Consider the following 25,807-nt stretch of genomic DNA (forward strand, 5'->3'; position numbering starts at 1 on the left):
TTCTTGAATGATGAGGAACGGCTCCGTTTTAATTCTTAGCATGTATTTGCGAGTGAACGGGATGTCCCGTAGCAGCGATGCGGAACCGCTTCGCAAACATGGCCTATCGCTAAAGTCTTGCCAGTCTATGCTTGCGAAGCGGTTTTGCCTCTCGTCCAAGACGATTAGGTGTGGGCTGCTTTGCGTTGTTGTCTTCATTCACAGATGTTTTCCTTATCAAGTACAGGAGGTGTGCCATGCTGCGCTATGTGCTGCGACGATTTATTTATATGATCATCACCCTGTGGCTGATCGTGACGTTCACATTCGTGCTCATGAAAAATTTGCCGGGTGATCCGTTCGGTGAGGATTCCCAGAAGCTGACGGTAGAGCAAAGAACGCTGCTCTATGCCCAATATGGCTTAGATAAACCGATTGGTGAGCAATACCTTCAATATATGGGGAAAGTGATGCATGGTGACCTTGGGGTATCCTTTGCATTCCCGACCCGTAAAGTAACGGATATTATTAAGCAAGGCTTCCCGGCCTCGCTGGAGCTCGGCCTTTGGGCATTGGGCATTTCCGTAGCGATCGGACTCATACTCGGTATTATAGCTGCGCTCAATCATAACAAAGGGGCGGACATCGCAGCGATGTTCACGGCGGTGATCGGGGTTTCAATCCCTTCCTTCGTGCTGGGGCCGCTGCTCTCTTATTTTGTCGGCGTGAAGCTCGGCTGGCTGCCTCCGGGAATGTGGACGGGACCGGAGCACCGGATCTTGCCTGCGATTGCGTTGTCCTTCGGTACGATTGCCATATTGGCAAGGCTCATGAGAACCTCCATGCTGGACGTGCTGAATCATGATTACATCAAAACGGCGAAGGCCAAAGGCTTGTCGCAGCGGGCTACCGTCGTAAGACATACGCTTCGAAATGCCATTTTGCCTGTCGTTACCGTACTGGGTCCGATCTTCGTTAACCTGATCACCGGCACCCTCATCGTGGAGCAAATTTTCGTTGTTCCGGGTCTCGGAAAGCATTTTGTGACATCGATCTACTCGAATGACTACACGATGATCACAGGGCTCACGATATTCTACTCGTTCTTGCTTGTAACGGTCTTGTTCCTTACGGATATCATTTACGGCTTGGTGGATCCGCGAATTCGATTGGCGAAGGGAGGCAGCAAATAATGGAGATGTCTAACGAAATGTTTCAACCGGCGGCCAAGGAAGCTGCTTCTCGGGAATCCATTGTTCGTCCTTCGTTAACGTATTGGCAGGACGCCTGGAGACGGCTTAAGAAAAATAAGCTTGCCATGTTCGGCTTGATTACGCTTATCACGCTGACCTTGCTAGCGATTCTCGGGCCGCTGCTGTCCTCGTTTGACTATGCAACGCAAAACTACGATATCAAAAATCAGAAGCCTTCCCTCGCGCACTGGTTCGGTACGGACGACTTTGGCCGTGATCTTTGGGTCCGTGTATGGTGGGGGACAAGAATTTCGCTCTTTATCGGTATTGTGGCGGCATTGCTGGATTTGGTGTTCGGCGTCATTTATGGCGGCGTTTCCGCTTATTATGGCGGTCGCATCGACGATGTTATGCAGCGGATTATCGAAATTATTTATTCGATTCCGTTTTTGCTCATTTCCATTTTGCTGATTGTCGTCATAGGCCCGGGGGTTAAGACCATCATCTTCGCTTATGCGATCACAGGCTGGGTTCCGATGGCGCGGCTCGTGCGGGGTCAAATCCTTACCTTGAAGGAACAGGAGTATGTTCTAGCTGCACGTACGCTTGGCGCAGGCGCGCCCCGTATTATTTTGAAGCATTTGGTGCCTAACGCGCTTGGCTTGATTATCGTACAAATTACTTTTATCGTTCCTTCTGCGATTTTCGTAGAGTCGTTCTTGAGCTTTATCGGGCTGGGGATTCGCGTGCCGCTGGCATCACTCGGCTCACTTCTGTCCGACGGGGCGAATTCGATTCGCTTGTACCCGCACCGGGTGCTGTTTCCAACGGTTATTTTCAGCTTGATTCTCATGAGCTTTAACCTTCTTGGCGATGGGCTGCGCGATGCCCTGGATCCGAAGATGCGTAAGTAAAAGGGGGGTGTCCTTTGTGAGTAAACCCATATTGAACGTACAAGATTTGAAGGTGTCCTTCCGGACGTATGCCGGTGAAGTACAAGCGGTACGCGGCGTATCGTTCCAACTCAATAAGGGAGAGGTGCTTGCTATCGTCGGCGAGTCCGGCTGCGGAAAGTCGGTTACGGCACAGACGATCATGCGTCTCATTCCTTCTCCTCCGAGCGTCATCAAGGGAGGCACCATTCAATTTGACAATAAAGAGATTACGAAGCTGTCCGATCGGGAAATGGAGAAGGTGCGCGGCTCGGAAATGGGGATGATCTTCCAAGACCCGATGACCTCGCTCAATCCGACCATGACCATCGGCAAGCAGATTGCCGAAGGACTTGTCAAGCATCAGGGGATGAACAACGCCGATGCCCGCAAGCGGGCCGTCGATATGCTGAAGCTTGTCGGGATGTCCAATCCGGAGGGGCGGATTCACCAGTATCCTCATGAATTGTCCGGCGGTATGCGCCAGCGTGTCATGATCGCGATTGCTTTGGCCTGCAGTCCGAAGCTACTGATCGCCGATGAACCGACAACGGCTCTTGACGTTACGATTCAGGCGCAAATTATCGATTTGATGAAGAAACTTTCCGAGCAGACGGAAGCTTCCATTATTGTCATTACGCATGACCTGGGTGTTGTAGCCGAGATGGCGCAGCGCGTCGTGGTAATGTATGCAGGGAAGGTCGTTGAACAAGGTACGGTCGACGAGCTGTTCTATGATCCGAAGCATCCTTATACTTGGGGCTTGCTGCGGTCGGTTCCGCGGTTGGATCATGATAGCGACAGCGAGCTCGTGCCGATTCCGGGTACGCCTCCGGATTTGTTCGCACCGCCTCAGGGCTGCGCCTTCGCAGCGCGTTGTCCCTATGCGATGAAGGCCTGCCTGGAGAAGGATCCGGAGCATACGAAGCTGACAGAGACGCATTCGGCGGCCTGCTGGCTGATGCACCCGGACGCTCCGAAGGTAGAGCGACCTGTCCAAGTAGGAGGTGCCGCACGATGAGTAAACAGCCGATTTTGGAAGTACGTAATTTGCAAAAGCATTTTCACCTCGGCGGCGGTAAAACGCTGAAGGCCGTGGACGGCTTGAGCTTTGCCATTCATAAGGGGGAAACCTTCGGTTTGGTGGGCGAGTCCGGCTGCGGGAAATCGACGGCGGGCCGTACCATCATTCGCTTGTATGAGGCGACGAGCGGCGAGGTGTTGTTTAACGGCGAGAATGTGCATAAGCTGGGAGGCAAGAAGCTTCATCATTTCCGCCGCGACATGCAGATGGTGTTCCAGGATCCGTACGCTTCGCTGAATCCGCGGATGACGGTCGGCAATATCATTGCCGAGGGAATCGACATCCATGGCTTGCATAAAGGAAGTAAGCGTAAGGAGCGCGTCAGCGAGCTGCTTCGCGCCGTAGGTCTTAATGAAGAGCATGCTGGGCGATTCCCGCATGAATTCTCCGGCGGTCAGCGCCAGCGGATCGGGATTGCCCGGGCTTTGGCGATCGAGCCGCAATTCATTATTGCGGACGAACCGATTTCCGCTCTGGACGTATCCGTGCAGGCACAGGTGGTGAACCTCTTCAAGAAGCTCCAGAAGGAGCATGGCTTGACCTACTTGTTCATCGCGCATGATCTTGCCATGGTGAAGCATATATCCGATCGAATCGGCGTAATGTATCTCGGCAAGCTCGTTGAGGTGACCACCTCCGACGCCTTGTATGCGAAGCCGATGCATCCGTATACGCAATCGCTGTTATCGGCCATTCCGATTCCGGATCCGGAGGTGGAGCGTACACGCGAGCGGATTATTCTCGAGGGGGAAATTCCAAGCCCGCTGAATCCGCCTAGCGGCTGCCCGTTCCGTACCCGCTGTCCGAAGGCAATGCCGGAATGCGCAGCAGCGATGCCGCAGTTCAAGGAAGTGGAGCAGGGCCACTTTGTGGCTTGTCACTTGTATTAATACAGAAGGGGAGACCGAGATAGGATCGGTCTTCCCTTTTTCTGCGAAAAAGTGCTGTAATTTTTTGACGATCCCTCGTTAGAGGTGTAAAATGGTAGGGGTGGATTTTGCAAATGAAAGGCGGCGGTACCATGCGTTTGGAGCAAGTGGACTTTCCTTCCGGCCAGCCTTTGACCGAAGCGTATATACATCAGTTTGCCGAAGTAAGCGGTTTGTATGATTACAACCCTTGGGATGAGGCGGATTGGAAGGCCAGAGCGGCATGGCTGGATCGGGAGCGGCCTGCGGGAGCGGATCGCGAACAGCTGGCTGATGCGCTCCGTAGGTTTAATGAGAAGGCGGGAAACTCGGCTGCGGCGCTTGCATCGATCGAGCGGCTGCGGGATCCGGGTGCCCTTTGTATCGTCGGCGGACAACAAGCCGGTCTGCTGACAGGACCGTTGCTCGTGATACATAAAGCAATAACCATTCTTCAAGCGGCAAGAACGGCGTCGAAGCGGCTTGAACGCACGGTTTTGCCGGTATTCTGGATCGCCGGCGAGGATCATGATTTCGATGAAGTGAATCATGCTTACGTGCTGTCGCCGGATCAGCAGGTGGAGAAGCTTGCTGTCGAGCACCCGGGGGATGTTCGGACCTCGGTCAGCCGGCTGCGCTTCCGTCCTGAGCAATGGGCGAACGCACTGGAGCAGCTGGACAAGTCGCTTTTGCCGACAGAATATAAGCCGGCCCTGCTGGAGAAGCTTCATGCCTATACGGCGGAAGCCGACACGCTTACGGACTTATTTGCCCGTATTCTTGCAGAGCTCTTTGGGGAATATGGCTTAATTCTCGTCGATTCCGACGATCCGGCCATTCGCGCGCTGGAACGGCCGATGTTTCGGCAGTTGATCGAGAAGCGCGCCGGTATTAATGAGGCGCTTCATGAGGCAAGAGCGCAGATCGAGGGCTTAGGCTACCGGCCTGCCGCCGAGCTGATCGAGCAAGCGACGAACCTCTTCGTGTTCGATGATCATGGCGAGCGCCTTCTGCTTTATAGAACGGCAGAAGACGGCGTGTGGTCCGACCGCCGGGGAAGCCGCAGCTTCACGGTGAATCAGCTGCTGGAATGGGCGGATGCGGCTCCTGAGCGTCTTAGCAATAATGTGATGACGCGCCCGCTGATGCAGGATTTCTTGTTCCCCGTGCTGGGGGCCGTTCTTGGCGGTTCGGAGATTGCCTACTGGGGATTGACCCGGAAGGCGTTTCATGCTCTCGGCATGCGCATGCCTTTGCTGCTTCCGCGCATCAGCTTTACGCTGGTTGAAGGAACCGTTCAAAAGAATATGCAGAAGTACGGACTGACGTTGGAGGATGTGCTGTACCGCCTGCAGGAGAAGCAAGAGGCGTGGCTGAAGGAGCAGGACCGTCTGCAGCTGGAGGACCGCTTTGCCGAGCTGAAGCAGCGGTTTCGTTCGGACTATGAGCCGCTCATCGAGACGATTTCCGGGATCAACCCGGGACTCAAGAAGCTGGGCGAAACGAATTTGGCAAAGATTCTCGAGCAGATTGAGTTTCTGGAGAACAAGTCCGCGGACGCCGTTCGATCGCAATATGAGTCCGGCTTAAGGCAATTCCAGCGGGTCGGCTTATCCGCTATGCCTGGCGGTAAGCTGCAAGAGCGCGTGTACAACGTGTACGGCTACTTGAACAAGTACGGAGACAATTGGTTGAAAGAGCTGCTGTCCATGGAGCTTTCCATTGACGGCAAGCATTATGCTTGTTATATGTAATGATAATGCTGATACATACCTAAGGAGGAACCGAAGAACATGCCAAGCACGATCAATAAAAGCATCATTCGCGATATTAATCTCGCACCTGAAGGACATTTGAAAATCGATTGGGTGAATGCCCACATGCCGGTGCTGAACAGCATCCGTAAGCAGTTTGAGAAGGAGCTGCCGTTTAAGGGTTTGAAGGTTGCCATCTCGCTGCATCTGGAAGCGAAAACGGCGTACCTTGCCAAGGTTGTTCAAGCCGGCGGCGCGGAAGTGACGATTTGCGGCAGCAACCCGCTATCTACACAGGACGACGTATGCGCTGCATTGGTAGAGGACGGCATCACGGTATTCGCGAAATACAATCCGGAGCCTAAAGAATACAAAGAGCTTCTGATCAAAACACTCGAAACCGAGCCGGATCTGATTATCGACGACGGCGGCGACCTGGTTACGATTTTGCACTCCGAGCGCAAGGATCTGCTGAAGAACGTACGCGGCGGCGCGGAAGAGACGACAACAGGCATTCTGCGCTTGAAGTCGCTTGAGAAGGAAGGGCAGCTCCAGTTCCCGATGGTTGCGGTAAACGATGCTTTCTGCAAATACTTGTTCGACAACCGCTACGGCACCGGCCAATCGGTATGGGATGGCATTAACCGTACGACAAACCTTGTTGTAGCGGGCAAAACCGTTGTCGTTGTTGGCTACGGCTGGTGCGGTAAGGGCGTTGCAATGCGGGCTAAGGGTCTTGGCGCTAACGTTATCGTCACGGAGATCGATGCGATCAAGGCAGTTGAGGCGTACATGGACGGCTTTGCGGTAATGTCGATGGAGGATGCGGCGAAGGTAGGCGATTTCTTCGTCACTGTCACAGGAAACCGCGATGTTATCCGCGGAGAGCATTATAAAGTAATGAAGGATGGCGCAATCCTGTCCAATGCCGGTCATTTCGATGTGGAAGTGAATAAGCCGGATCTCGACGCCATTTCCGTATCGAAGCGTACGGTTCGCCGTAATATCGAAGAGTACACGCTGCAGGACGGCCGCAAGTTCTACCTGCTGGCGGAAGGTCGTCTTGTCAACCTGGCTGCCGGTGACGGCCATCCGGCTGAAATCATGGATATGACCTTCGCGCTCCAAGCGATGTCCTTGAAATACGTGAATGACAATTATAAGGAAATCGGCAAGAAGGTTGTCAATGTTCCATATGAGCTGGATGAGCAAGTAGCCCGCGTCAAGCTGGAATCGATGGGTATTAAGATCGACGCTTTGACTGATCAGCAGAAGGCATATCTGGATAACTGGGCTGAAGATCATTTCTAGAAGATAAGTAACCATTGCATTATGAGGCCGTCCCCCAAGTAGTTTACTTGGTGGGACGGCTTTATTTTTTCCATGCTTGTCCATTCCTGCAACTTCGTTCCTTCCCTCCACGTCTAGTAGGTGAGCTTGTTGGGGGCTCAACAACTTAATCTTATGGGAAAGACGAGGGGGGCGGAACATGACACTACAGAAAGAGCTGTTCCGGAAGGCGGCGCGCTTCGCGGCGGCGGCGGCAATGCTTAGCTGGTTGATCAGCGGCTGCAGCGCCAGCAATGATAAGGCAAGCAGTGAACAGCTTGCCGTGGCGGAAGCGAAGCCGAGCAGCGCGGCGAATGCGGGCGCGGCGGCGGATGAGAATGCGAAGGCAGTGAATACATCGCAGCCTGCTGATCTGCAGCGGACAGGTAGCGGCTTCACCGGTCTAGCGGCCGAAGGGTCCGATGCACTCAGCCGCAAGATCATGTACAAAGCCCAATTGACCATGCAGGTCGAGGTGTATGCGGAATCTCAGCGGGCCATACAGGAGGTTGTGCAGCGCTCGGGCGGTTATGTGCTTCAGTTCAATGAAAATGAAACCGCCACCGAGAAAAACGGGATGTTCGTCATCAAGGTTCCGGCGAATGGGTTTCAGTCCTTGCTCACAGAACTGGAAAAGCTTCATCCATTAAAGCAGAAGAACATCCAAGGGCAGGATGTGACGGAGGAATTCGTTGACCTTACGGCGCGACTCAAGGCAAGACAGGCGGTAGAAAGCCGGCTCTTGGACTTTATGAAGGATGCTAAGAAAACGGATGAGTTGATTCAGTATTCCAATGAGCTGGGAAAGGTACAGGAGGAAATCGAGCGCATTAAGGGACGCATGCGGTATCTGGAGCAAAATGTCGACTACTCGACGATAGAGCTGAGGGTGTACCAGCGGATCGGCTCCACCGAGCTCATTCAGGCTAAGGACCGAGGTCCGCTCTTCCAGCGGGCCGCCGCTGCGCTGAACGGAACTACCGCGGTGCTTTCCGTCATCGCGCAATGGGTGGTAGTCATTGTGGCTGGAGCGCTGCCGGTTCTTATGGTCGCCATCATCCTTGGCGGTCTGTTCTGGTTGGTTCGCGTACGCCGCAGTCGCAAGCTTGCGGAGATCCGCAAGCAGCTGACCGAAGATACTCCGCCGCCGCCCTCATCGGGAGATCATTAATAGGATTAAAAAATCCTGCGAAGTCTTTGACTTTAGCAGGATTTTTCGTTTTTATGGAGAAAACATACTATACAAGTGGTGGAAAGTGGGGTAAAGTGGTGGGAAAGGGGTGACAAGTGGGATGTTCATGGGGGAATTTCAGCACACCATAGATGAGAAGGGCCGGATGATCGTGCCGGCGAAATTCCGTGAATCCCTTGGAACATCATTCATTGTCACGCGCGGCTTGGATCAATGCTTGTTCGTTTACCCGATGTCCGAATGGGCTGTCCTCGAACAGAAGCTGAAGGCGCTGCCTTTAATGAAATCCGATGCCCGGGCCTTCACCCGGTTTTTCTTCTCCGGCGCCACAGAATGCGAATTGGATAAGCAGGGGCGCGTAAACCTGCCTAATAATCTAGTGGAGCATGCGAAACTGGAGAAGGATTGCGTCGTTATCGGCGTTTCCAACCGGGTTGAGATTTGGAGCAAGTCAATCTGGGAAAACTATTTCCAGCAATCGGAGGAAAGCTTCAGTGAAATCGCAGAGAAGCTGGTCGATTTCAACTTCGATCTCTAATGCACCCACAATACGACATCTTGGAGGACAAGCTCATGTTTCATCATATAACGGTATTGAAAGAAGAAGCGGTAGACGGTTTACATATACGGCCGGACGGAATTTACGTCGATTGTACGCTGGGCGGAGCAGGACACAGCTTGGTTATCGCTGAGCAGCTGACGGAAGGCGGGCTGTTGATCGCTTTCGATCAGGACGATACCGCACTCGAGAACGCCAAATTAAAGCTTGCTCCTGTCATCGATCGTGTGCGGCTTGTTCGCAGCAACTTCCGCAACCTGGAGTTTGAGCTTAGCCGCATCCCGGAAGCGATAAAGGACGGTAAGCCTCAAGTCGACGGCATTCTCTTCGATTTGGGAGTTTCCTCTCCTCAGCTGGATGAAGCGGACCGCGGCTTCAGCTATCATCAGGATGCTGAGCTGGATATGCGAATGGATATGACCGCAGGGCTCACAGCCAAGGAGATTGTCAACGAATGGTCCGAGCAGGAGATTGCGAAGATCTTATTCGAATACGGGGAAGAGAAATTCGCCCGGCGCATTGCAGGCAAGATTGTCGCTGCCAGATCGATTAAGCCCATTGAAACGACGGGAGAACTGGTGGAGCTCGTTAAGGAAGGGATTCCCGCCGCGGCCAGACGGACCGGTGGACATCCTGCGAAGAGAAGCTTTCAAGCGCTGCGCATTGCCGTCAATGACGAGCTGGGTGCCTTTGAGGAAGCGATTGAGCAGTCGATACGCTGCTTAGCTCCCGGAGGAAGAGTGGCGGTTATTACCTTCCACTCTCTGGAGGATCGCATTTGCAAGACGACGTTTGCCAAGTACGTAGCGAAATGCACGTGTCCTCCGGATTTTCCGATGTGCGTATGCAATAATCAAGGAATCGTCAAGCTGATCAATCGGAAGCCGATCGAAGCAGGGGAGGAAGAGCTCTCGGTCAACCCAAGGGCGCGCTCCGCGAAGCTTCGCGTCGCCGAGAAGCTATAGAGAGAACAAAACTACGGACATATGCCAATGAATATTTAAGGGATAAAGGAGGAACATCCGGTGCCAGCCTACATTCATGGAAGCTTAGCAACACAGCCGCGAGAACAAGAGCCGAAGGTCAAAATTAAGGAAACAAAGAAGCTTGTAACCCGAAAGAAAACATTGCCTATTCAGGAAAAGCTGCTTTATTTATTCACAGTGGTTATCTGTGCGGTCGTTGCGGGTGTGATCATTTGGCGATATGCGCAGATTTATGAAATGAATATGCGCATTCAACAGGTGGAAAAGCAGATTCAGCTGCTGGAGGCGGAAAATACCGTATTGAAGTATAAGGTCAGCGAGCTGTCCAAGCCGGAGCGCCTGAATGAGCTGGCGAAGCAGTGGAGCTACGGTCCGCCGGAGGTGCCGCAAATCAAGACGGTGACCTCGCCGAAAAATTCCACCGCCGCGAAGTCGACTCCGAGCAAATCCGCCGCGGATAGCGCCAAGAAGCCCGGCTCATCGAAGCAAACCCCATAATTACATATAGAGAACCTACTACATCATTCTTTTCTGAAGAAAGTTCCTGGAGGGAAAGAGTTCATGACGAAGAAAGTAAAGCTGCGTTCGCTGCTCATTGGAGGGGTATTCACCCTCTTTTTTATTGCCTTGGTTTCCAGACTCTATTGGGTTCAGGTAGTTCAGGGCGCCGATCTTTTGTCACAGGCCCAAGCTCGCTGGGAAACCGATAAAGTGCTTCACCCTGTCCGCGGAACGATCGTGGACCGCAATGATAAAATTCTGGCGGAGGATGCGCCCGCCTTTACGGTAGCTTTAAATCCGCAAATCATTCATGACAAAAAGATCGTCGAAGAGGTAGTCAAAGGCTTGGCTGGAATCCTGAACACCTCCAATGATCCCGGCGCACTCTCCGCCTTAGAGGATAAGATTCGTACGCGATTAAATAAGAAGCGTGACGATGGCTCCTATTATCCTCAGGTTGAGATTCGCAACGAGGGCTGGAAAATCGACGTAGCTATGGCCGATCAGATCAAGAAGATGATCGTCGAGCTGCAAAGCACCTTGGAGACGAAGAAAAGCCTCGGGATTTACCTTCTGGAAGAGCGCAAGCGCTTCTATCCGGGAGGGCAGCTGCTTGCACAGGTGCTAGGGTATACCGATAAAGAAGGAAAGCCCATTATGGGACTTGAGAAGACGCTGGATAATCAGCTCAAAGGCGTCGACGGCTGGCTTAGTTATGAGAAGGATCGGTATGGAGTCGAGCTGCCGGATGCCAAGGTAACCTTCCAGCCCCCATCCAATGGCAACAATATCCGTTTAACCATTGATAAAAATATTCAATTTTATATGGAAAATGCACTGGAAAAGGTGTACAAAAAGTACAATCCCAAAAGCTTGATGGCCGTCGCGGTGGATCCGAATACGATGGAAATTTTGGGCATGGTCAACATGCCGAATTTCAACCCGAACCGGTATTGGGAAACAAAGGTATCCAGCGATGTGAACCATGTGGTTGCCTCGCAGTACGAGCCGGGCTCTACCTTTAAGCTGGTCACGCTGGCCGGTGCTGTGGAGGAGGGGCTGTTTAATCCTGATGAGAAATATCAATCCGGATCGATCGTAGTGACGGACCGCAGACTGCATGACCACAATATTACCGGGTGGGGCAAAATTTCGTACTTGGAAGGTTTGAAGCGCTCCAGTAACGTTGCCTTCGTCAAGCTGGGGATGGAGAAGCTCGGGCAGGAGCGTCTGCGGCAATACATCGATAAATTCGGCTTCGGTGTCAAGACAGGCATCGATCTTCCGGGTGAAGTCCCGGGGATTATCAATATGAGGCGTCCCTCCGAATTCGCTACCTCGACCTACGGACAAGGGATGACTGCAACGGCGATTCAGCAAACGGCTGCCTATGCCGCGATTGCCAACGGAGGCAAGCTGATGAAGCCATATATCATCAAGGAAATTTATAATCCGAGCACCGGAGAAGTCGTGGAAAAGAAGGAACCGCAGGTCATCCGGCAAGTGGTTTCCGAGAGTACGGCGACACAAGTAAGCTCTTATCTGGAGCAGGTCGTTTCGGACCAGGCGATGGGTACGGGACGAAAAGCGTATATTGACGGCTACCGCGTAGCAGGCAAGACCGGTACGGCGAACAAGGTAGTTCCGGGAGAAAAGGGATATGCGGAAGGGAAATGGGTCATTTCCTTTATTGGCTATGCGCCGGTGGAAAATCCGAAAATTTTGGTGACGATTATCGCGGATGAACCGGATTTGAAGGGAGATTACCATTTGGGGGGAGATGTAGCTGCTCCGGCCTTCAAAGAAATCGTCTCTCAATCGCTTCGCAATATGGGAGTGCCTTCCACGTCACAGCAGCCTCAACAGGTGCAGGTAACGGAGCAAACGTCTCACGCCAACGCGCCGGACCTGACCGGGCAAACGGTAGATGAGGCGAGAACTACGATGAGCAAGTACGGCGTGGTTGTCGACAGCATCGGCAAGGGCAGCAAGGTAATCGCCCAATCTCCGCCGAAAGGAACTCAAATTGCCCAAGGGCAGCGAATGTATGTAGTACTGCAGGAAGAAGGAGAGCTTCCTGTTCCTGATATGACGGGCAAGTCTCTTCGGGATGCGCTTGAGGTATGTGCTATCGTAAAGGTGCGCTGCCAGTCTACAGGTGAAGGGTATGTAGCTTCGCAGACAACAAGTGTTGAAGGGGAGGAACGCGTCGTGACTCTTCAACTGAAGCCTTACAACGAGCTGCTCCAATCTCCGGTTCAGGAGAAGGACGGGAAAACGGAAACATCCGCCAAGCCGGATTCGAAGAAAACGACGCAGCCTGCATCCAAAACGCCTGCGACCAAAACGACGCAGTCAGCAGCAACAGGAAATTCACCGTCTAAAGTTGCGGCAAACACCCCATAGCTTGTTCTAACCCCTGGTTGTCCTGAATAGGCATGATATGAAGCGATTGCTATTCAGGAGGGGAGGAAGCGAGTGTGAGACCATCGAACGTCACCGTTCGTCGTCGTCTATATGCCGCCTTGATCGTCGGAACTTTTCTGTTCTTGCTGCTTTCCGTGCGGCTCGCCTATGTACAGATCTGGATGGGACCTAAGCTGTCGGCGGAGGCCGAAGATTCCTGGAGGCGCGAAATACCGTTCAGCGCCAAACGGGGGGAAATTCTGGACCGCAACGGCGTGCAGATCGTTACGAATATGAGCACGCCGACGGTTTGGGCCATCCCCGCGCAAATTAAAGATCCGCAAGCTACGGCAGCAGCGCTTGCCGCCCAGCTGCAGATGGATCCGGCCAAGGTGGAATCCTTGATTACCAAGAGGGCGCTCAATGTGCGCATTCAGCCGGGCGGCTGGAAAATCTCGCAGGAAAAAGCAAATGAAATTCGCAACCTTCGTCTGCCGGGAATTATTGTTGCGGAGGATAACAAGCGCCATTATCCCTTCGGAGGCTTGGCCGCTCATATTCTCGGCTTTGCCGGCATTGACAATAACGGACTTACCGGGGTTGAAGCAAAATATAACAAGGGTCTGAGCGGCGTGAACGGCAATGTGTCTTATCTTGCCGATGCGGCAGGACGCAATATTCCCGGCTCTTCGCTTCAATATGTGGAGCCGAAGAGCGGCTTGAATCTGCAATTGACGATTGATAGTCACTTGCAATCGATCCTCGAGCGAGAGCTGGATCAAACGATGACAAAGTATCAGGCCAAGAGTGTAATCGCCATTATGATGGATCCGAACAATGGGGAAATTTTGGCGATGGGCTCGCGGCCCGGCTACGAGCCCGGAAGATTCCGCGAGTATCCGAAGGAGAGCTACGACCGGAACCTGCCGATCTGGATGACCTATGAGCCGGGCTCCACGTTCAAGATCATCACGCTGGCTGCCGCCTTGGAGGAGAAAAAGGTCAATCTGCAGGATTCTTTCCACGATCCGGGCGCCATTGAAGTGGCTGGAGCAAGGCTGCGCTGCTGGAAGCGGGGCGGACATGGAAGCGAAACCTTCCTGCAGGTGGTGGAGAACTCCTGTAACCCGGGCTTCGTTGTCATGGGCCAACGTCTTGGCAAAGATAAGCTTTTCGAGTATATTAATAACTTCGGGTTCGGTAAAAAAACCGGCATAGATCTCGGCGGCGAGGAGAACGGTATTTTGTTCAAGCCGTCGCGCGTCGGCCCAGTAGAGCTGGCGACGACCTCCTTCGGGCAAGGGGTATCCGTCACGCCGATTCAGCAAATTACGGCGGTTTCGGCAGCGATTAACGGAGGAAAGCTGTATAAGCCGCACGTAGCCAGGGCTTGGTATCATCCGGATTCCGGTCAGTTGGTGGATAAGTTTGAGCCTGAGCAGGTAAGGCAGGTGATCTCACCGGAAACCTCCAAGCAGGTGAGAGAGACGCTGGAGAGCGTCGTGGCCAACGGAACCGGGCGCAATGCCTTTATCGACGGCTATCGGGTGGGCGGCAAGACAGGTACGGCGCAGAAAGTCATCAACGGACGCTACTCGGCGGATGAGCATATCGTTTCATTTATCGGCTTCGCCCCTGCAGACGATCCCAAAGTGGTGATTTACGCAGCGGTGGATGATCCGCAAGGGCTGCAGTTCGGTGGTTTGATCGCCGCGCCTTTGGTTAAGAACATCATGGCGGATACGCTTCGCTATATGAAGGTACCCCAGCGCAAGGAGCAATTGGACCGCAAGTTTGTCTACGGCGATACGCCGATCGTTGAGGTGCCGAATCTGGTGGGGCGTACGGTGACGGAGATTTATGAGGATTTGAATATGAATTTCAATCTCGCCAAATCGGGGCTCGGCAAATATGTGGTCAATCAGGTACCCAAACCGGGGGCAAGGGTCGATCAGGGCTCGACGATTCGCGTTTACTTGTCGGATCGAGATCCAGGTATGCCGGAGCAGGGTGCGCCGAAACCGACAACTCCATGATAAGTAGGTTATTTTTCTCAAAATAGGCTTTTCATTGCTCATATTTTTGTCCATAATAGATACCATGTGTTTACAATGGGAGGGGTCTCGCGTGCAGCTGAAGGAACTGGCTTCTCTTCTGATGGTAAGGCGTGTCGTCGGAGACGAGAGCATTGAGCTTACCGGTATTCAAACGGATTCCCGCAAGGTAGCCCCAGGCGACTTGTTCATTTGTATCACCGGGCTTTCCGTCGACGGACACAAGTTTGCGGAAGCCGCAATCGGTCTTGGGGCGGCCGCGTTGATCGTGGAGCGGGAGCTGGATGTGCCGGTTCCGCAGCTGATCGTGAAGGATTCGCGATATGCTATGGCCGTTGTGGCAAGCCATTTCTACGGATACCCGAGCCGGGAGCTGAAGGTGATCGGCGTTACGGGAACGAACGGGAAAACGACGACAAGCTACCTGCTTGAAAAAATATTACGCGATCAAGGTCATACAACCGGGCTGATGGGGAATATCCATATCAAGGTTGGCGATGAATTTCTGGTGAATCACAGCACCAATACGCAAGAAGCCTTGGAGCTGCAGAGAATTCTTCGTCGAATGCGGGACGTGGGAACGGAATACTGTATTATGGAGGTTTCTTCTCACGGTCTAGCGCTCGGACGAGTGAAAGGCACACAATTTCGTACGGGGATTTTCACGAACTTAACCCAGGACCATCTGGATTATCACGGGACGATGGAAAAGTATCAAGCGGCGAAAGCGCTGCTGTTCTCCCGTATGGGCAACGGCTTCAGTGCGAAGCCGGAAGAGCGGGCCTTTGCCGTCCTGAATGCGGACGATGCGGCCACGGCCGATTTCGCCGAGCAAACGGCTGCCCAAGTGATTACCTATGGTATAGAGCGGCAGGCCGACGTTCGGGCAGAGAATATTCGGGTCACGGCCAAGGGGACGGAATTCCGCTGCGTTACCTTCGCGGGGACGACGGATTTTGCCATGAAGCTGGTCGGTGAATTCAATGTGTATAATTCGCTCGGAGCGATTGCCGCAGCGCTCGCGGAGGGTATTGAGCTGGAGCGCATTAAGGAAAGCCTGGAGGGCGTAGCTTCCGTGGAAGGACGAATGGAGATCGTCGACGAAGGGCAGCCGTTTCTGGTGCTGGTTGACTATGCCCATACGCCGGACGGTCTGGAGAACGCACTTGCGACAATCCGTCAATTTGCCGAAGGCCGCGTGATCAGCGTGTTCGGCTGCGGCGGAGACCGGGACCGGAGGAAGCGTCCGCTCATGGGGCAGGTAACGGCAAAGTACAGCGATTATTTGCTGGTGACGTCGGATAACCCTCGCACCGAGGAGCCGCAGCAAATCCTGGAAGACATTGTACCGGGCATCCGGGAAGCGGGGTTCGATGAGGACAGCTATGAGCTGGTCGTCGACCGGCGGGAAGCGATTCATAAAGCGATCCGGCTTGCGGGTCCGAAGGACATCGTGCTGATTGCCGGCAAAGGCCATGAAACATATCAGGAGATCATGGGGCGCAAGATCGATTTTGACGATCGGCTTGTTGCCAAGGATGCCATAAGGGGTCGATCAATTTGATAAAGCGTACGTTAGCCGATGTCGCTGCGATGTCGGGCGGCACCCTCTCCGGCGACGCGGACGGGGGGCAGCTCATTCAGGGCGTATCGAAAGATACCAGAACAATAGAACAAGGAAATTTATACGTACCGCTGATCGGGGAAGCCTTCGACGGGCATGCGTTCGTGCAAAGCGCGTTCGAGAAGGGAGCTGCCGCTTCCTTCTGGCAGAAGGATCATGAGCATCCTCCTACAGGAGTGCCGTTAATCATAGTGGAGGATACGCTTGCCGCTCTTCAGCAGCTGGCGAAGGCTTACCGTCATCAGCTCGATGTAAGGGTGGTCGGCATTACGGGCAGCAACGGCAAGACGACTACCAAGGATATGACGGCGGCCGTGTTATCCACCCGGTTTCAGGTACACAAAACGTTGGGTAATTATAATAACCACATCGGGTTGCCGCTCACTATGCTCCAGCTGTCGGAGGAGACGCAAATCGCCGTTCTTGAGATGGGCATGAGCGGTCGATGGGAGATCGATTTTCTTTCCCGACTCGCTGAGCCCGAGATTGTGGTCATTACGAATATCGGGGAGAGCCATCTTCTTCAGCTCGGCTCGCGAACCGAAATTGCCCGGGCGAAAACGGAGATTTTGGCCGGACTTCAAGAGGACGGAGTGCTTGTATATAATGGGGACGAACCGCTGATTGAAGAGGTGCTGCCGGAGCTTGACGAACCGGGACGCAGGCTCGGCAAGAGCTTCCGGCGCGTAAGATTCGGTGCGGGAACCGACAATGATTTGTATCCTCTGGAGATCCGTATGGAGGGCAAAGGCACGTATTTCACTGTGAATTCCGATAAGGATACAACGGTTTATATACCGCTGCTCGGCGGTCACAACGTAATCAATGCACTGGCCGCGCTTGCCGTCGGCAAGCACTTTGGTCTGCGGAACGACACCATGGCGGAAGGGCTGAGAAGCCTCGTCATGACCGGCATGCGGATTGAAGTGTCGGAAACGCCGTCCGGGGTAACGATTCTGAATGACGCTTACAACGCAAGTCCGACGTCCATGCGAGCGGCCATCGACCTGCTGCAGGAGCTGCAGGCGAAAGGACGTAAATTCGCGGTGCTGGCCGACATGCTGGAGCTGGGTGAGCAGGAGGCCGATTTTCATAGGGAAATCGGTCGGCATTTGAACCCTGCCCATGTGCATACGGTTTACACGTACGGACCTTTGGGGGCTTATATTGCGGAAGGCGCAAGGGAGAAGTTCCCGCAGGATCGGGTTCGTTATTTTGAAGAGAAAGAACAGCTTGCACATACGCTGTCCGCTGCAACCGCCGATGGAGATGTCGTCCTGATCAAGGGATCGCGCGGCATGAAAATGGAACAGGTGGCGGCACGGTTGATGCAGGTGGGGGGAGTTTAACGGTGGATTTCAAAATTGTCATGATTACCTTGGGCGCGGCCTTTTTATTAGCTGTCATAATGGGCCCGCTGTTTATCCCGCTTTTGCGGAGATTAAAGTTCGGACAGCAGATTCGAACCGACGGTCCGCAGGGACATCTGAAAAAGGCGGGAACGCCGACCATGGGCGGCATTATTATTATGCTGGCCTTGGCCGTAGCAGTCCTTCGCTTCGGGGAGAAAAACCTGGAGACGGCGATTTTGCTTGTTGCGTCTCTCGGGTACGGCTTTATCGGCTTTCTGGACGATTATATCAAAATCCTGTTCAAGCGCTCGCTCGGCTTAACCGCCAAGCAAAAGCTGCTCGGGCAGCTGATCGTCTCCATTATCGTTTGCGTCATGCTGTCGATGGTGGGACATAGCACGGATATCCGGATTCCTTATCTGGATTTCACGTTTGATCTTAGCTGGCTTTATTTCCCGTTCGTTATCTTTCTGATGCTCGGAACATCCAATGCCGTTAACTTTACCGACGGACTTGACGGCTTGCTGGCAGGCACGAGCGCCATTGCCTTTGGAGCGTATTCGATTATCGCTTTAAGCAACAGCCAGCCGAATGTGGCCATTTTTTCCGCAGCTATGGTCGGTGCCGTGTTAGGCTTTCTCGTTTTCAACGCCCATCCGGCCAAGGTGTTCATGGGCGATACGGGGTCGCTCGGGATCGGCGGAGGACTTGCTGCCGTGGCGATTTTGACCAAAGCGGAAATATTGCTTGCCATGATCGGCGGAGTATTCGTTGTCGAGGTCTTATCCGTGATTATTCAGGTCGTTTCGTTTAAGACAAGGGGTAAGCGGGTATTCAAAATGAGTCCGATTCACCATCATTTCGAATTGGTCGGGTGGTCGGAATGGCGTGTCGTCATTTCCTTCTGGACAGCTGGACTCATCCTGGCGGGCATTGGACTTTACATTAATGAGGTGTTATAAGGATGGAGCATCCGAAAAACTACAGCGGCCGGCAGGTCGTCATCTTGGGTCTTGCACGCAGCGGTGTCGCTGTAGCTAAGCTATTCTACGAGATGGGCGCCGCCGTGACCGTGAACGACAAAAAAGAGCGTCACTTGTGCCCTGAGGCCGATGAATTGACGGCCCTGGGTATTTCTGTTATATGCGGAGAGCATCCGGAAGGGCTCGTCCATGAGGGGATTGCCTTGGTTGTCAAAAACCCGGGGATCCCTTATTCCATAGAGCCCGTTAAGCGCGCTCTGGCACTCGGCATTGAAGTAGTCACCGAGGTTGAGGTGGCCTTCCATATTTGCAAGGCGCCGGTTGTGGGGATCACCGGGTCGAACGGCAAGACGACGACCACTACCCTGACAGGACTGATGCTGGAAGCCGGGGGCAAGAAGCCGATTGTGGCGGGCAATATCGGTAGAGCACTGACGGAGGCTGCTCTCGAGGCGGAACCGGACAACATCATGGTGGTGGAGCTGAGCAGCTTTCAGCTGAAGGGAACACGCGATTTCGCTCCACGGATCGGGTGTCTTTTGAACATTTATGAGACGCATCTGGATTATCACGGCACTATGGACGATTACATCGCTTCCAAAGCCAAGCTGTTTGCGAATCAAGCGGATACGGATACCGCCGTGCTGAACTGGGACGATTCGGTATGCCGCCAAGTCGCTGAGCAGGTGCAATCGTCCGTACTGCCGTTTTCCCTGAAGCAGCAGCTGGACTATGGAGTATATGTACACAACGGCAATATCGTATATAAAAACAGGCAGGGGGATAGGATCCATATCCTTGTTGTAGAGGAGATGGGGATCCCAGGCAGCTTTAACGTGGAGAACGCGATGGCTGCCGCCGCGATGGCTCTAAGCTTAGGGGTTGCCCCGGAAGCGATTGCCGGCGTTCTTCGCGATTTCCGGGGAGTGGAGCACCGATTGGAATGTGTGGCGGTGAAGAACGAGGTCGCGTTTTACAACAATTCCAAGGCAACGAACCCTGTGGCTACGCTCAAGACGATTGAAGCCTTCAAGCAGGACATTATTCTGATTGCCGGCGGATTGGACCGCGGTTCGGACTATATGGAGCTTCTCCCGGCTTTTCAGGGGCAGGTCAAGGGCCTAGTAGCGCTGGGCGAGACGAAGGAAAAGCTGCGACGCGTAGCGGAGCTCGCAGGATTACAGTTCGTCAAAATCGTCGATACTGGAGAGCATGTACAGGATACCGTGCTGGAAGCGGTCCGATCGGCTTATGCGATGGCGAAGCCGGGAGATATCGTGCTGCTCTCGCCTGCGTGCGCCAGCTGGGACATGTTTTCATCCTATGAGGTGAGGGGAAGCATGTTTAAAGAGTCCGTGCATAACCTTTAAAGAGGGGGGAACCAAGCCTCCCGATAATCAAAGGTTAGAGGTGTAGGCGCAATGGTCAAAGCACGTTCGGCTCCAGACTTTCTTATGCTCGGCTCCACCTTGCTGCTGCTTGCGATCGGTGTTGTCATGGTATACAGCGCAAGTGCGGTCATGGCGCTCCGAGAGCACGGTGATGCGTTTTTCTATTTGAAACGGCAAGGGTTGTTCGCCGCTCTCGGTGTCGTCGCTATGTTCTTCACGATGAACACGGACTATGTCGTTTGGAAAAAGTATTCCAAGCTGCTGCTGCTCATCTGTTTTGTTTTTCTTGTTGCCGTGCTGATCCCCGGCATCGGCGTCGTGCGCGGAGGTGCGCGAAGCTGGCTGGGAATCGGCTCCTTCGGCATTCAGCCTTCCGAGTTCATGAAGATGGGCATGATCATGTTTCTGTCCAAATGGCTCTCGGAGGATCAGGGGAAGATTACCGATTTCACCAAAGGATTGCTGCCGCCGCTTGGATTGGTAGGACTAGCCTTCGGGCTCATCATGCTGCAGCCGGACCTCGGGACCGGTGCGGTGCTTGTCGGCGCTTCGCTGCTCATCATTTATACTGCGGGGGCTCGGTTGGTGCACCTGTCGTACTTTGGACTGGTCGGCTTGATCGGCTTTGTCGGGTTGATTATTGCTGCGCCGTACCGCTTGAAACGAATTACCGCCTTCCTGGACCCTTGGGAGGATCCGCTCGGAGCAGGCTATCAGGCCATTCAGTCGCTCTATGCGATCGGCCCCGGGGGCCTGGTCGGACTCGGTCTAGGGATGAGCCGCCAGAAGTACAGCTATTTGCCGGAGCCTCAAACGGACTTTATTTTTTCCATTATTGCGGAAGAGCTTGGGTTTATCGGCGGTTCTCTGGTGCTGGTGCTCTTTACTTTGCTTGTATGGCGCGGAATGAGGACGGCCATTACAGCGCCGGATACGTTCGGCAGTCTCCTGGCAGCGGGTATTGTCGGCATGATTGCCGTACAGGTCATCATCAATATCGGTGTCGTCATCGGGATGTTCCCGGTTACCGGCATTACGCTGCCGCTGATCAGCGCAGGCGGCTCCTCGCTCACCCTGATGCTGACGGCTATCGGCATCCTTCTTAACATTTCCCGGTACTCGAGGTGAATTATGCATACAAAAAAAATCATTTTTACCGGCGGCGGCTCCGCAGGCCATGTTACGCCGAACCTGGCGATCATGGCCAAGCTGAGGCCGCGGGGCTGGGACATGGAATACATCGGCTCTCGTGACGGGATTGAGAAAGAAATTATCGATCAGGAGGGCATTCCTTTCCATCATATCTCCTCCGGAAAGCTGCGGCGTTATTTTGATGTTAAAAATTTCAAGGACCCCATCAACGTGGTTAAAGGGGTGGCGGAGGCTTATCGCTTGCTTCGCCGCCTGAAGCCGGATCTTGTTTTCTCTAAGGGCGGCTTCGTTTCCGTCCCTGTCATTTTGGCGAGCTGGCTGAACCGGATTCCGGTCATTGCCCATGAGTCCGACTTCACGCCGGGACTTGCCAACAAAATCTCCACGCCCTTCGCCTCTCGCGTTTGCGTCACCTTTCCTGAAACGCTGCGCTATCTCAAAAGCTCCAAAGGGGAGTGCACGGGCTTGCCTATCCGCGACCGGATTCTTGAAGGAAAACCGCTAAAGGGACTTACCCTTTGTGATTTTCATTCTCAGAAGCCGGTGTTGCTCGTTATGGGCGGTAGCCTGGGGGCGCAGGCGATTAACCGCATCATTCGGGAAGAACTCGATGCGCTGCTGGAGCGGTATCAGATCATTCACATTTGCGGGAAAGGCCACGTGGACGCGGTATTTGAAGGCCGCAGAGGTTATAAGCAGTTCGAATATGTCAGCCAAGAGCTTCCCGATCTGCTGGCCTGCGCGGATGTAGTCGTCTCCCGAGCGGGTTCTACCTCCATCTTCGAATTTTTGGCGCTGCAGAAGCCGATGCTGCTCATTCCGTTGTCGCTTCAAGCCAGCAGGGGAGATCAGATTCTCAATGCCAAATCTTTCCAACAACAAGGCTACTGCCGTGTCGTTCAAGAGGAGGAACTGAACGCAGCTGCGCTGCTGGAGGGCCTAGAGGCGCTTTATGACGGCCGGGACAGCTATCGGCGGCAAATGGCGGCCAGCCCTTACTTAAACGGCACGGATCGCATTGTAGAGCTGATAGAGGACCTTGCTTCAAGCTCCCGCAAGTGAAAAATGCTATAGGCGATTGTCACACTATCTTCCGATTTCACATAAACTACACTATAACCGTGACAGACCACCCGGCAGAGAGACGGAAAGCATCGAAAAGCCAAATAAAGAAAAAGCAAAGATGCTGACGGATCTTCGCGGTTTTCGGAAATATAATCCGCAAATCGGCCGCTTGGAGCGTTCTGTGAAGGAGGTTTTCCCATTGCAACAGGTCATTTCTGAATTGCTCACCGGATCCTATGGCGAAGTCCGGCTGAATGAACCGCTCGCCCCTTATACCACTTGGAAAATCGGCGGACCTGCCGATGTGCTGCTGACTCCGCACGATAAGGTTCAGCTGGTGGAAGCGGTAAAGCTTCTGCATCGTCATCAAATCGGCTGGACGGTGCTGGGCAGAGGCTCCAACATGCTGATTACCGACAAAGGGATTCGGGGCATTGTGCTGAAGCTGGGCGATGCGCTCGATACGATCCGATTCGAGGGGGACACGGTTTATGCCGGTGGCGCTTATTCTTTTATTAAGCTATCCGTCATGGCCGGCAAGGAAGGACTGACCGGATTGGAGTTCGCGGGAGGCATCCCGGGAACGGTGGGAGGCGCCGTCTACATGAACGCCGGAGCGCACGGGTCGGATGTGTCGCGCATCTTACTGCAAGCTGAAGTGCTGCTCCCTGACGGGGAGTTGGTCATTATGAAGCAGGCGGACCTTGCTTATGCTTACCGTCATTCGCTGCTGCAATCGCAGCCTGGGATCGTAACGGAGGCCGTATTCCAGCTGGCCCCGGGCGATCGCAAGGAGATTGCTGCGGCTCTGGCAGCCAACAAGGATCGCCGGCTTCGCACCCAGCCGCTGCAAATGGCTTGCGCCGGAAGCGTCTTTCGCAATCCGGAAGGGCACTTCGCCGCCAAGCTGATTGAAGCAGCAGGCCTCAAGGGTCTTCGTGTCGGAGGCGCCGAGGTATCGCCGCTGCATGCCAACTTCATCGTTAACACCGGGCAAGCGTCAGCTCACGACGTGCTCAGCCTCATCGAACAAGTGAAATCCATCGTGAAGCAAACGTATGGCGTGGAGCTTGTACCAGAAGTTTTGGTGGTGGGAGAGCGCTAAATCGGAGGTGGGATTTTGGAAAAGTTGGTTATCGAAGGCGGGAAACCTCTATCGGGAGCCATCAAAATTCACGGAGCGAAGAACGCTGCACTACCTATCCTGGCTGCCGCCATTATGGCGGAGGGCACAGTTACTTTAACCAATGTACCGGAATTGTCCGACATTGGAGTCATGCTCGGCATTCTGCGGAGCTTGGGGTGCGAGGCAGAACAGCAGGGGGATACGGTAACCCTTAACACCATGGGCATTCATCAGACCCATATTCCGGAGCATTTGATGAGCCAGATGCGGTCCTCGATCTTCCTTATGGGACCGCTGCTAGCGAGGCTGGGCCGCGTAGAGCTGTATCAGCCCGGCGGCTGTGCCATCGGCGAAAGAAAAATCGATCTGCATTTGAAGGGACTTAGCGCTCTTGGAGCGAAGATCGAAGAGACCGGCAGCAAAATCGTCTGTACGGCCGAGCAATTGCTCGGAGCGGAAATCGCACTTGATTTTCCGAGTGTAGGCGCCACGGAAAATATCATGATGGCGGCCGTCATGGCCAAAGGCATGACTACGATCATAGGCGCAGCAAGAGAGCCGGAGATTCAGGATTTGCAGAACTTCCTGAACTCCATGGGTGCCAATATTATTGGAGCCGGAACGGACACGATTACGATCGAAGGCGTAAAGGAATTGGCTCCTTGTACTTATCGCATTATTCCTGACCGGATTGTGGCGGGAACCATCATGATTGCCGCTGCGGTTACCAAAGGCAATGTCACGCTGGAGCGGGTGAATCCGGCCCATTTGACCTCGGCGATTCATGTTCTGAAGCGTACGGGTGTTCAAATTGCGATTGACGGTGATATAATGAATGTGAGCTGCTTGACCCGCCCCAAGGCGGTGGAGCGGATCATCACTTCGCCTCATCCGGCGTTTCCTACGGATTTGCAGTCGCAGATCATGGTTTTGCTCAGCTTGGCGGATGGCCTTAGCATCGTGAAGGAGACAGTGTTTGAAGGGCGCTTTAAACACGTTGATGAGCTTTCCCGTATGGGAGCGGATATTCGAGTGGATTTGAACTCTGCCTTTATTCGCGGGGTGCCTAGATTGTACGGCGCTTCCGTAGAGGCTACCGACCTCCGTGCCGGAGCCGCGCTGGTCATTGCGGGACTGGCGGCCCAGGGCACGACGATCATCGATCAGATACATCATATCGACCGGGGCTACGACCGGATCGAGCTGATGCTTACCCAGCTGGGCGCGAAGATTCAACGCTCCACGCCGGTGCAAACCGAGAAGCACTAATATTCCTACTTTATCCATATGAACATCACCGCTGAAATATCCCTTTCCGTAACCGGAGGGGTATCAGCGGTTTACATATTTTTTCCTCCAGGAGGACCCAGCATGCAAGCCGAACGATTACCTGTTATGAAAGAGCCGAAGAAGCGGAACCGAAGCAGCCCGAAGCTGCTTGTTTTTCTGTTTGTCTTCTTTATCACGCTGCTGCTGGTGCTATTCTTTCAATCTACCTTAAGCAAGATTACTGAGGTGGAGATTAGCGGGCAGGAGCATGTCTCTGTCGGCGAAATCGGACAAGCAGCCGCCGTACAGCCGGGAGATCATTTTTTTTCCGTATCCTCAAATGAAATCGAGAGCCGTATTAAGAGCTTGAGAATGATCGAGACGGTGACGGTTTCGAAGCATTTTCCAGGCAAAATTCAAATCGAGGTAAAGGAGTACCCGAAGGTCGCTTATCAGTTCAATGAGTCCGGCCAAGTGGAAGCGCTGCTCGCCGATGCCAGCGTTGTGAAGGTAACCGCGCTCGGGGCTGTCCTTGACATGCCGATCCTCTCTGGATGGCCTAAAGAGGACGCCTCCGGGATGAAGGAGATGCTCTGCCGTGTAATGGGGCAGCTCCCCTCCGTACTGTTCGCCGACGTTTCCGAGATCAAGCCGGACCCTACCGCTTCGTATCCGGACAAAATTAAGATGTATACTCGCTCCCAATATGAGGTACAAACGACCATCGGATATTTACCTGAGAAAATGAAATATATGGAAAGCTATATTGCGAATCTTCGCGAGAACAAGGTGAAGGGCGGGATCCTCAGACTGCTGGAAACCGATTCCCACACCCCGTTTGAGGCAGAGCCGTCCAAAACGGATAATAAAGCCGCCGCTCCTTCGGGAAATGCAGGCTCAAGCAAGGAAACGAATCCGAATCAGACCTCGAATACTCCTGGCAATGGAACACAGAGAAATTAAGGATT

General features: G+C 53.7%; 21 protein-coding genes. All 21 read left to right on the forward strand.

What is annotated here, in order from left to right; translation table 11 throughout:
- The first annotated feature begins 236 nt into the window (after positions 1-236).
- On the forward strand, positions 237-1,172 hold the full coding sequence (locus tag QMO62_RS03540; RefSeq protein WP_284638742.1) for an ABC transporter permease: 936 nt from the start codon (positions 237-239) through the stop codon (positions 1,170-1,172).
- Positions 1,172-2,086, forward strand: coding sequence for an ABC transporter permease (locus QMO62_RS03545; RefSeq protein ID WP_284638743.1), 915 nt, complete (start codon positions 1,172-1,174; stop codon positions 2,084-2,086). Before QMO62_RS03540 ends, QMO62_RS03545 begins: the two co-directional genes overlap by 1 nt.
- Complete coding sequence (locus QMO62_RS03550) at positions 2,058-3,125, forward strand: ABC transporter ATP-binding protein (RefSeq protein WP_284644844.1); 1,068 nt, start codon at positions 2,058-2,060, stop codon at positions 3,123-3,125. Before QMO62_RS03545 ends, QMO62_RS03550 begins: the two co-directional genes overlap by 29 nt.
- Positions 3,122-4,078, forward strand: coding sequence for an ABC transporter ATP-binding protein (locus QMO62_RS03555; RefSeq protein ID WP_284638744.1), 957 nt, complete (start codon positions 3,122-3,124; stop codon positions 4,076-4,078). The genes QMO62_RS03550 and QMO62_RS03555 overlap by 4 nt, the downstream gene beginning before the upstream one ends.
- Positions 4,079-4,191: 113 nt before the next feature.
- Positions 4,192-5,850, forward strand: a complete 1,659-nt coding sequence (bshC, locus tag QMO62_RS03560) for a bacillithiol biosynthesis cysteine-adding enzyme BshC (protein WP_284638745.1) — start codon at positions 4,192-4,194, stop codon at positions 5,848-5,850.
- Positions 5,851-5,889: 39 nt separating this feature from the next.
- Positions 5,890-7,161, forward strand: a complete 1,272-nt coding sequence (locus tag QMO62_RS03565; protein ID WP_284638746.1) for an adenosylhomocysteinase — start codon at positions 5,890-5,892, stop codon at positions 7,159-7,161.
- 178 nt (positions 7,162-7,339) lie between these two features.
- A complete protein-coding gene (locus tag QMO62_RS03570; RefSeq protein ID WP_284638747.1) occupies positions 7,340-8,350 on the forward strand; it encodes a DUF4349 domain-containing protein in 1,011 nt (336 codons plus the stop codon).
- 121 nt (positions 8,351-8,471) lie between these two features.
- Positions 8,472-8,909 (forward strand): division/cell wall cluster transcriptional repressor MraZ, encoded by a 438-nt coding sequence (mraZ, locus tag QMO62_RS03575; RefSeq protein ID WP_284644845.1) that lies wholly within the window; start codon positions 8,472-8,474, stop codon positions 8,907-8,909.
- A gap of 35 nt (positions 8,910-8,944) precedes the next feature.
- Complete coding sequence (rsmH, locus tag QMO62_RS03580; RefSeq protein WP_284638748.1) at positions 8,945-9,895, forward strand: 16S rRNA (cytosine(1402)-N(4))-methyltransferase RsmH; 951 nt, start codon at positions 8,945-8,947, stop codon at positions 9,893-9,895.
- A 60-nt stretch (positions 9,896-9,955) separates the two neighbouring features.
- Entirely contained in the window at positions 9,956-10,414 is a 459-nt protein-coding gene (ftsL, locus tag QMO62_RS03585; RefSeq protein WP_284638749.1) for a cell division protein FtsL, read from the forward strand.
- A gap of 63 nt (positions 10,415-10,477) precedes the next feature.
- Positions 10,478-12,823, forward strand: a complete 2,346-nt coding sequence (locus QMO62_RS03590) for a penicillin-binding transpeptidase domain-containing protein (RefSeq protein WP_284638750.1) — start codon at positions 10,478-10,480, stop codon at positions 12,821-12,823.
- Between the two features lie 74 nt (positions 12,824-12,897).
- Complete coding sequence (locus QMO62_RS03595) at positions 12,898-14,859, forward strand: stage V sporulation protein D (RefSeq protein WP_284638751.1); 1,962 nt, start codon at positions 12,898-12,900, stop codon at positions 14,857-14,859.
- A 91-nt stretch (positions 14,860-14,950) separates the two neighbouring features.
- Positions 14,951-16,441 carry a UDP-N-acetylmuramoyl-L-alanyl-D-glutamate--2,6-diaminopimelate ligase gene (locus QMO62_RS03600; protein ID WP_284638752.1) on the forward strand — a complete coding sequence of 497 codons (1,491 nt, stop codon included), beginning with the start codon at positions 14,951-14,953 and terminating at the stop codon, positions 16,439-16,441.
- The gene (locus tag QMO62_RS03605; RefSeq protein WP_284638753.1) at positions 16,438-17,850 is read left to right on the forward strand and encodes a UDP-N-acetylmuramoyl-tripeptide--D-alanyl-D-alanine ligase; all 1,413 of its coding nucleotides are present in this window, start codon (positions 16,438-16,440) and stop codon (positions 17,848-17,850) included. Before QMO62_RS03600 ends, QMO62_RS03605 begins: the two co-directional genes overlap by 4 nt.
- 2 nt (positions 17,851-17,852) lie before the next feature.
- Positions 17,853-18,815 carry a phospho-N-acetylmuramoyl-pentapeptide-transferase gene (mraY, locus tag QMO62_RS03610; RefSeq protein WP_284638754.1) on the forward strand — a complete coding sequence of 321 codons (963 nt, stop codon included), beginning with the start codon at positions 17,853-17,855 and terminating at the stop codon, positions 18,813-18,815.
- Between the two features lie 2 nt (positions 18,816-18,817).
- On the forward strand, positions 18,818-20,206 hold the full coding sequence (murD, locus tag QMO62_RS03615; RefSeq protein WP_284638755.1) for a UDP-N-acetylmuramoyl-L-alanine--D-glutamate ligase: 1,389 nt from the start codon (positions 18,818-18,820) through the stop codon (positions 20,204-20,206).
- A gap of 51 nt (positions 20,207-20,257) precedes the next feature.
- Positions 20,258-21,355 carry a stage V sporulation protein E gene (gene spoVE, locus QMO62_RS03620; protein WP_284638756.1) on the forward strand — a complete coding sequence of 366 codons (1,098 nt, stop codon included), beginning with the start codon at positions 20,258-20,260 and terminating at the stop codon, positions 21,353-21,355.
- A gap of 3 nt (positions 21,356-21,358) precedes the next feature.
- Positions 21,359-22,441 (forward strand): undecaprenyldiphospho-muramoylpentapeptide beta-N-acetylglucosaminyltransferase, encoded by a 1,083-nt coding sequence (gene murG / locus QMO62_RS03625; RefSeq protein ID WP_284638757.1) that lies wholly within the window; start codon positions 21,359-21,361, stop codon positions 22,439-22,441.
- A 202-nt stretch (positions 22,442-22,643) separates the two neighbouring features.
- Entirely contained in the window at positions 22,644-23,549 is a 906-nt protein-coding gene (murB, locus tag QMO62_RS03630) for a UDP-N-acetylmuramate dehydrogenase (RefSeq protein ID WP_284638758.1), read from the forward strand.
- A 15-nt stretch (positions 23,550-23,564) separates the two neighbouring features.
- Positions 23,565-24,839: a UDP-N-acetylglucosamine 1-carboxyvinyltransferase gene (gene murA, locus QMO62_RS03635; RefSeq protein WP_284638759.1), complete on the forward strand. Its 1,275-nt coding sequence runs from the start codon at positions 23,565-23,567 to the stop codon at positions 24,837-24,839.
- 102 nt (positions 24,840-24,941) lie between these two features.
- Complete coding sequence (locus QMO62_RS03640; protein WP_284638760.1) at positions 24,942-25,802, forward strand: cell division protein FtsQ/DivIB; 861 nt, start codon at positions 24,942-24,944, stop codon at positions 25,800-25,802.
- Positions 25,803-25,807: the final 5 nt, after the last annotated feature.

This window comes from Paenibacillus silviterrae, from assembly GCF_030167925.1.
Classification (GTDB): domain Bacteria; phylum Bacillota; class Bacilli; order Paenibacillales; family NBRC-103111; genus Paenibacillus_G; species Paenibacillus_G silviterrae.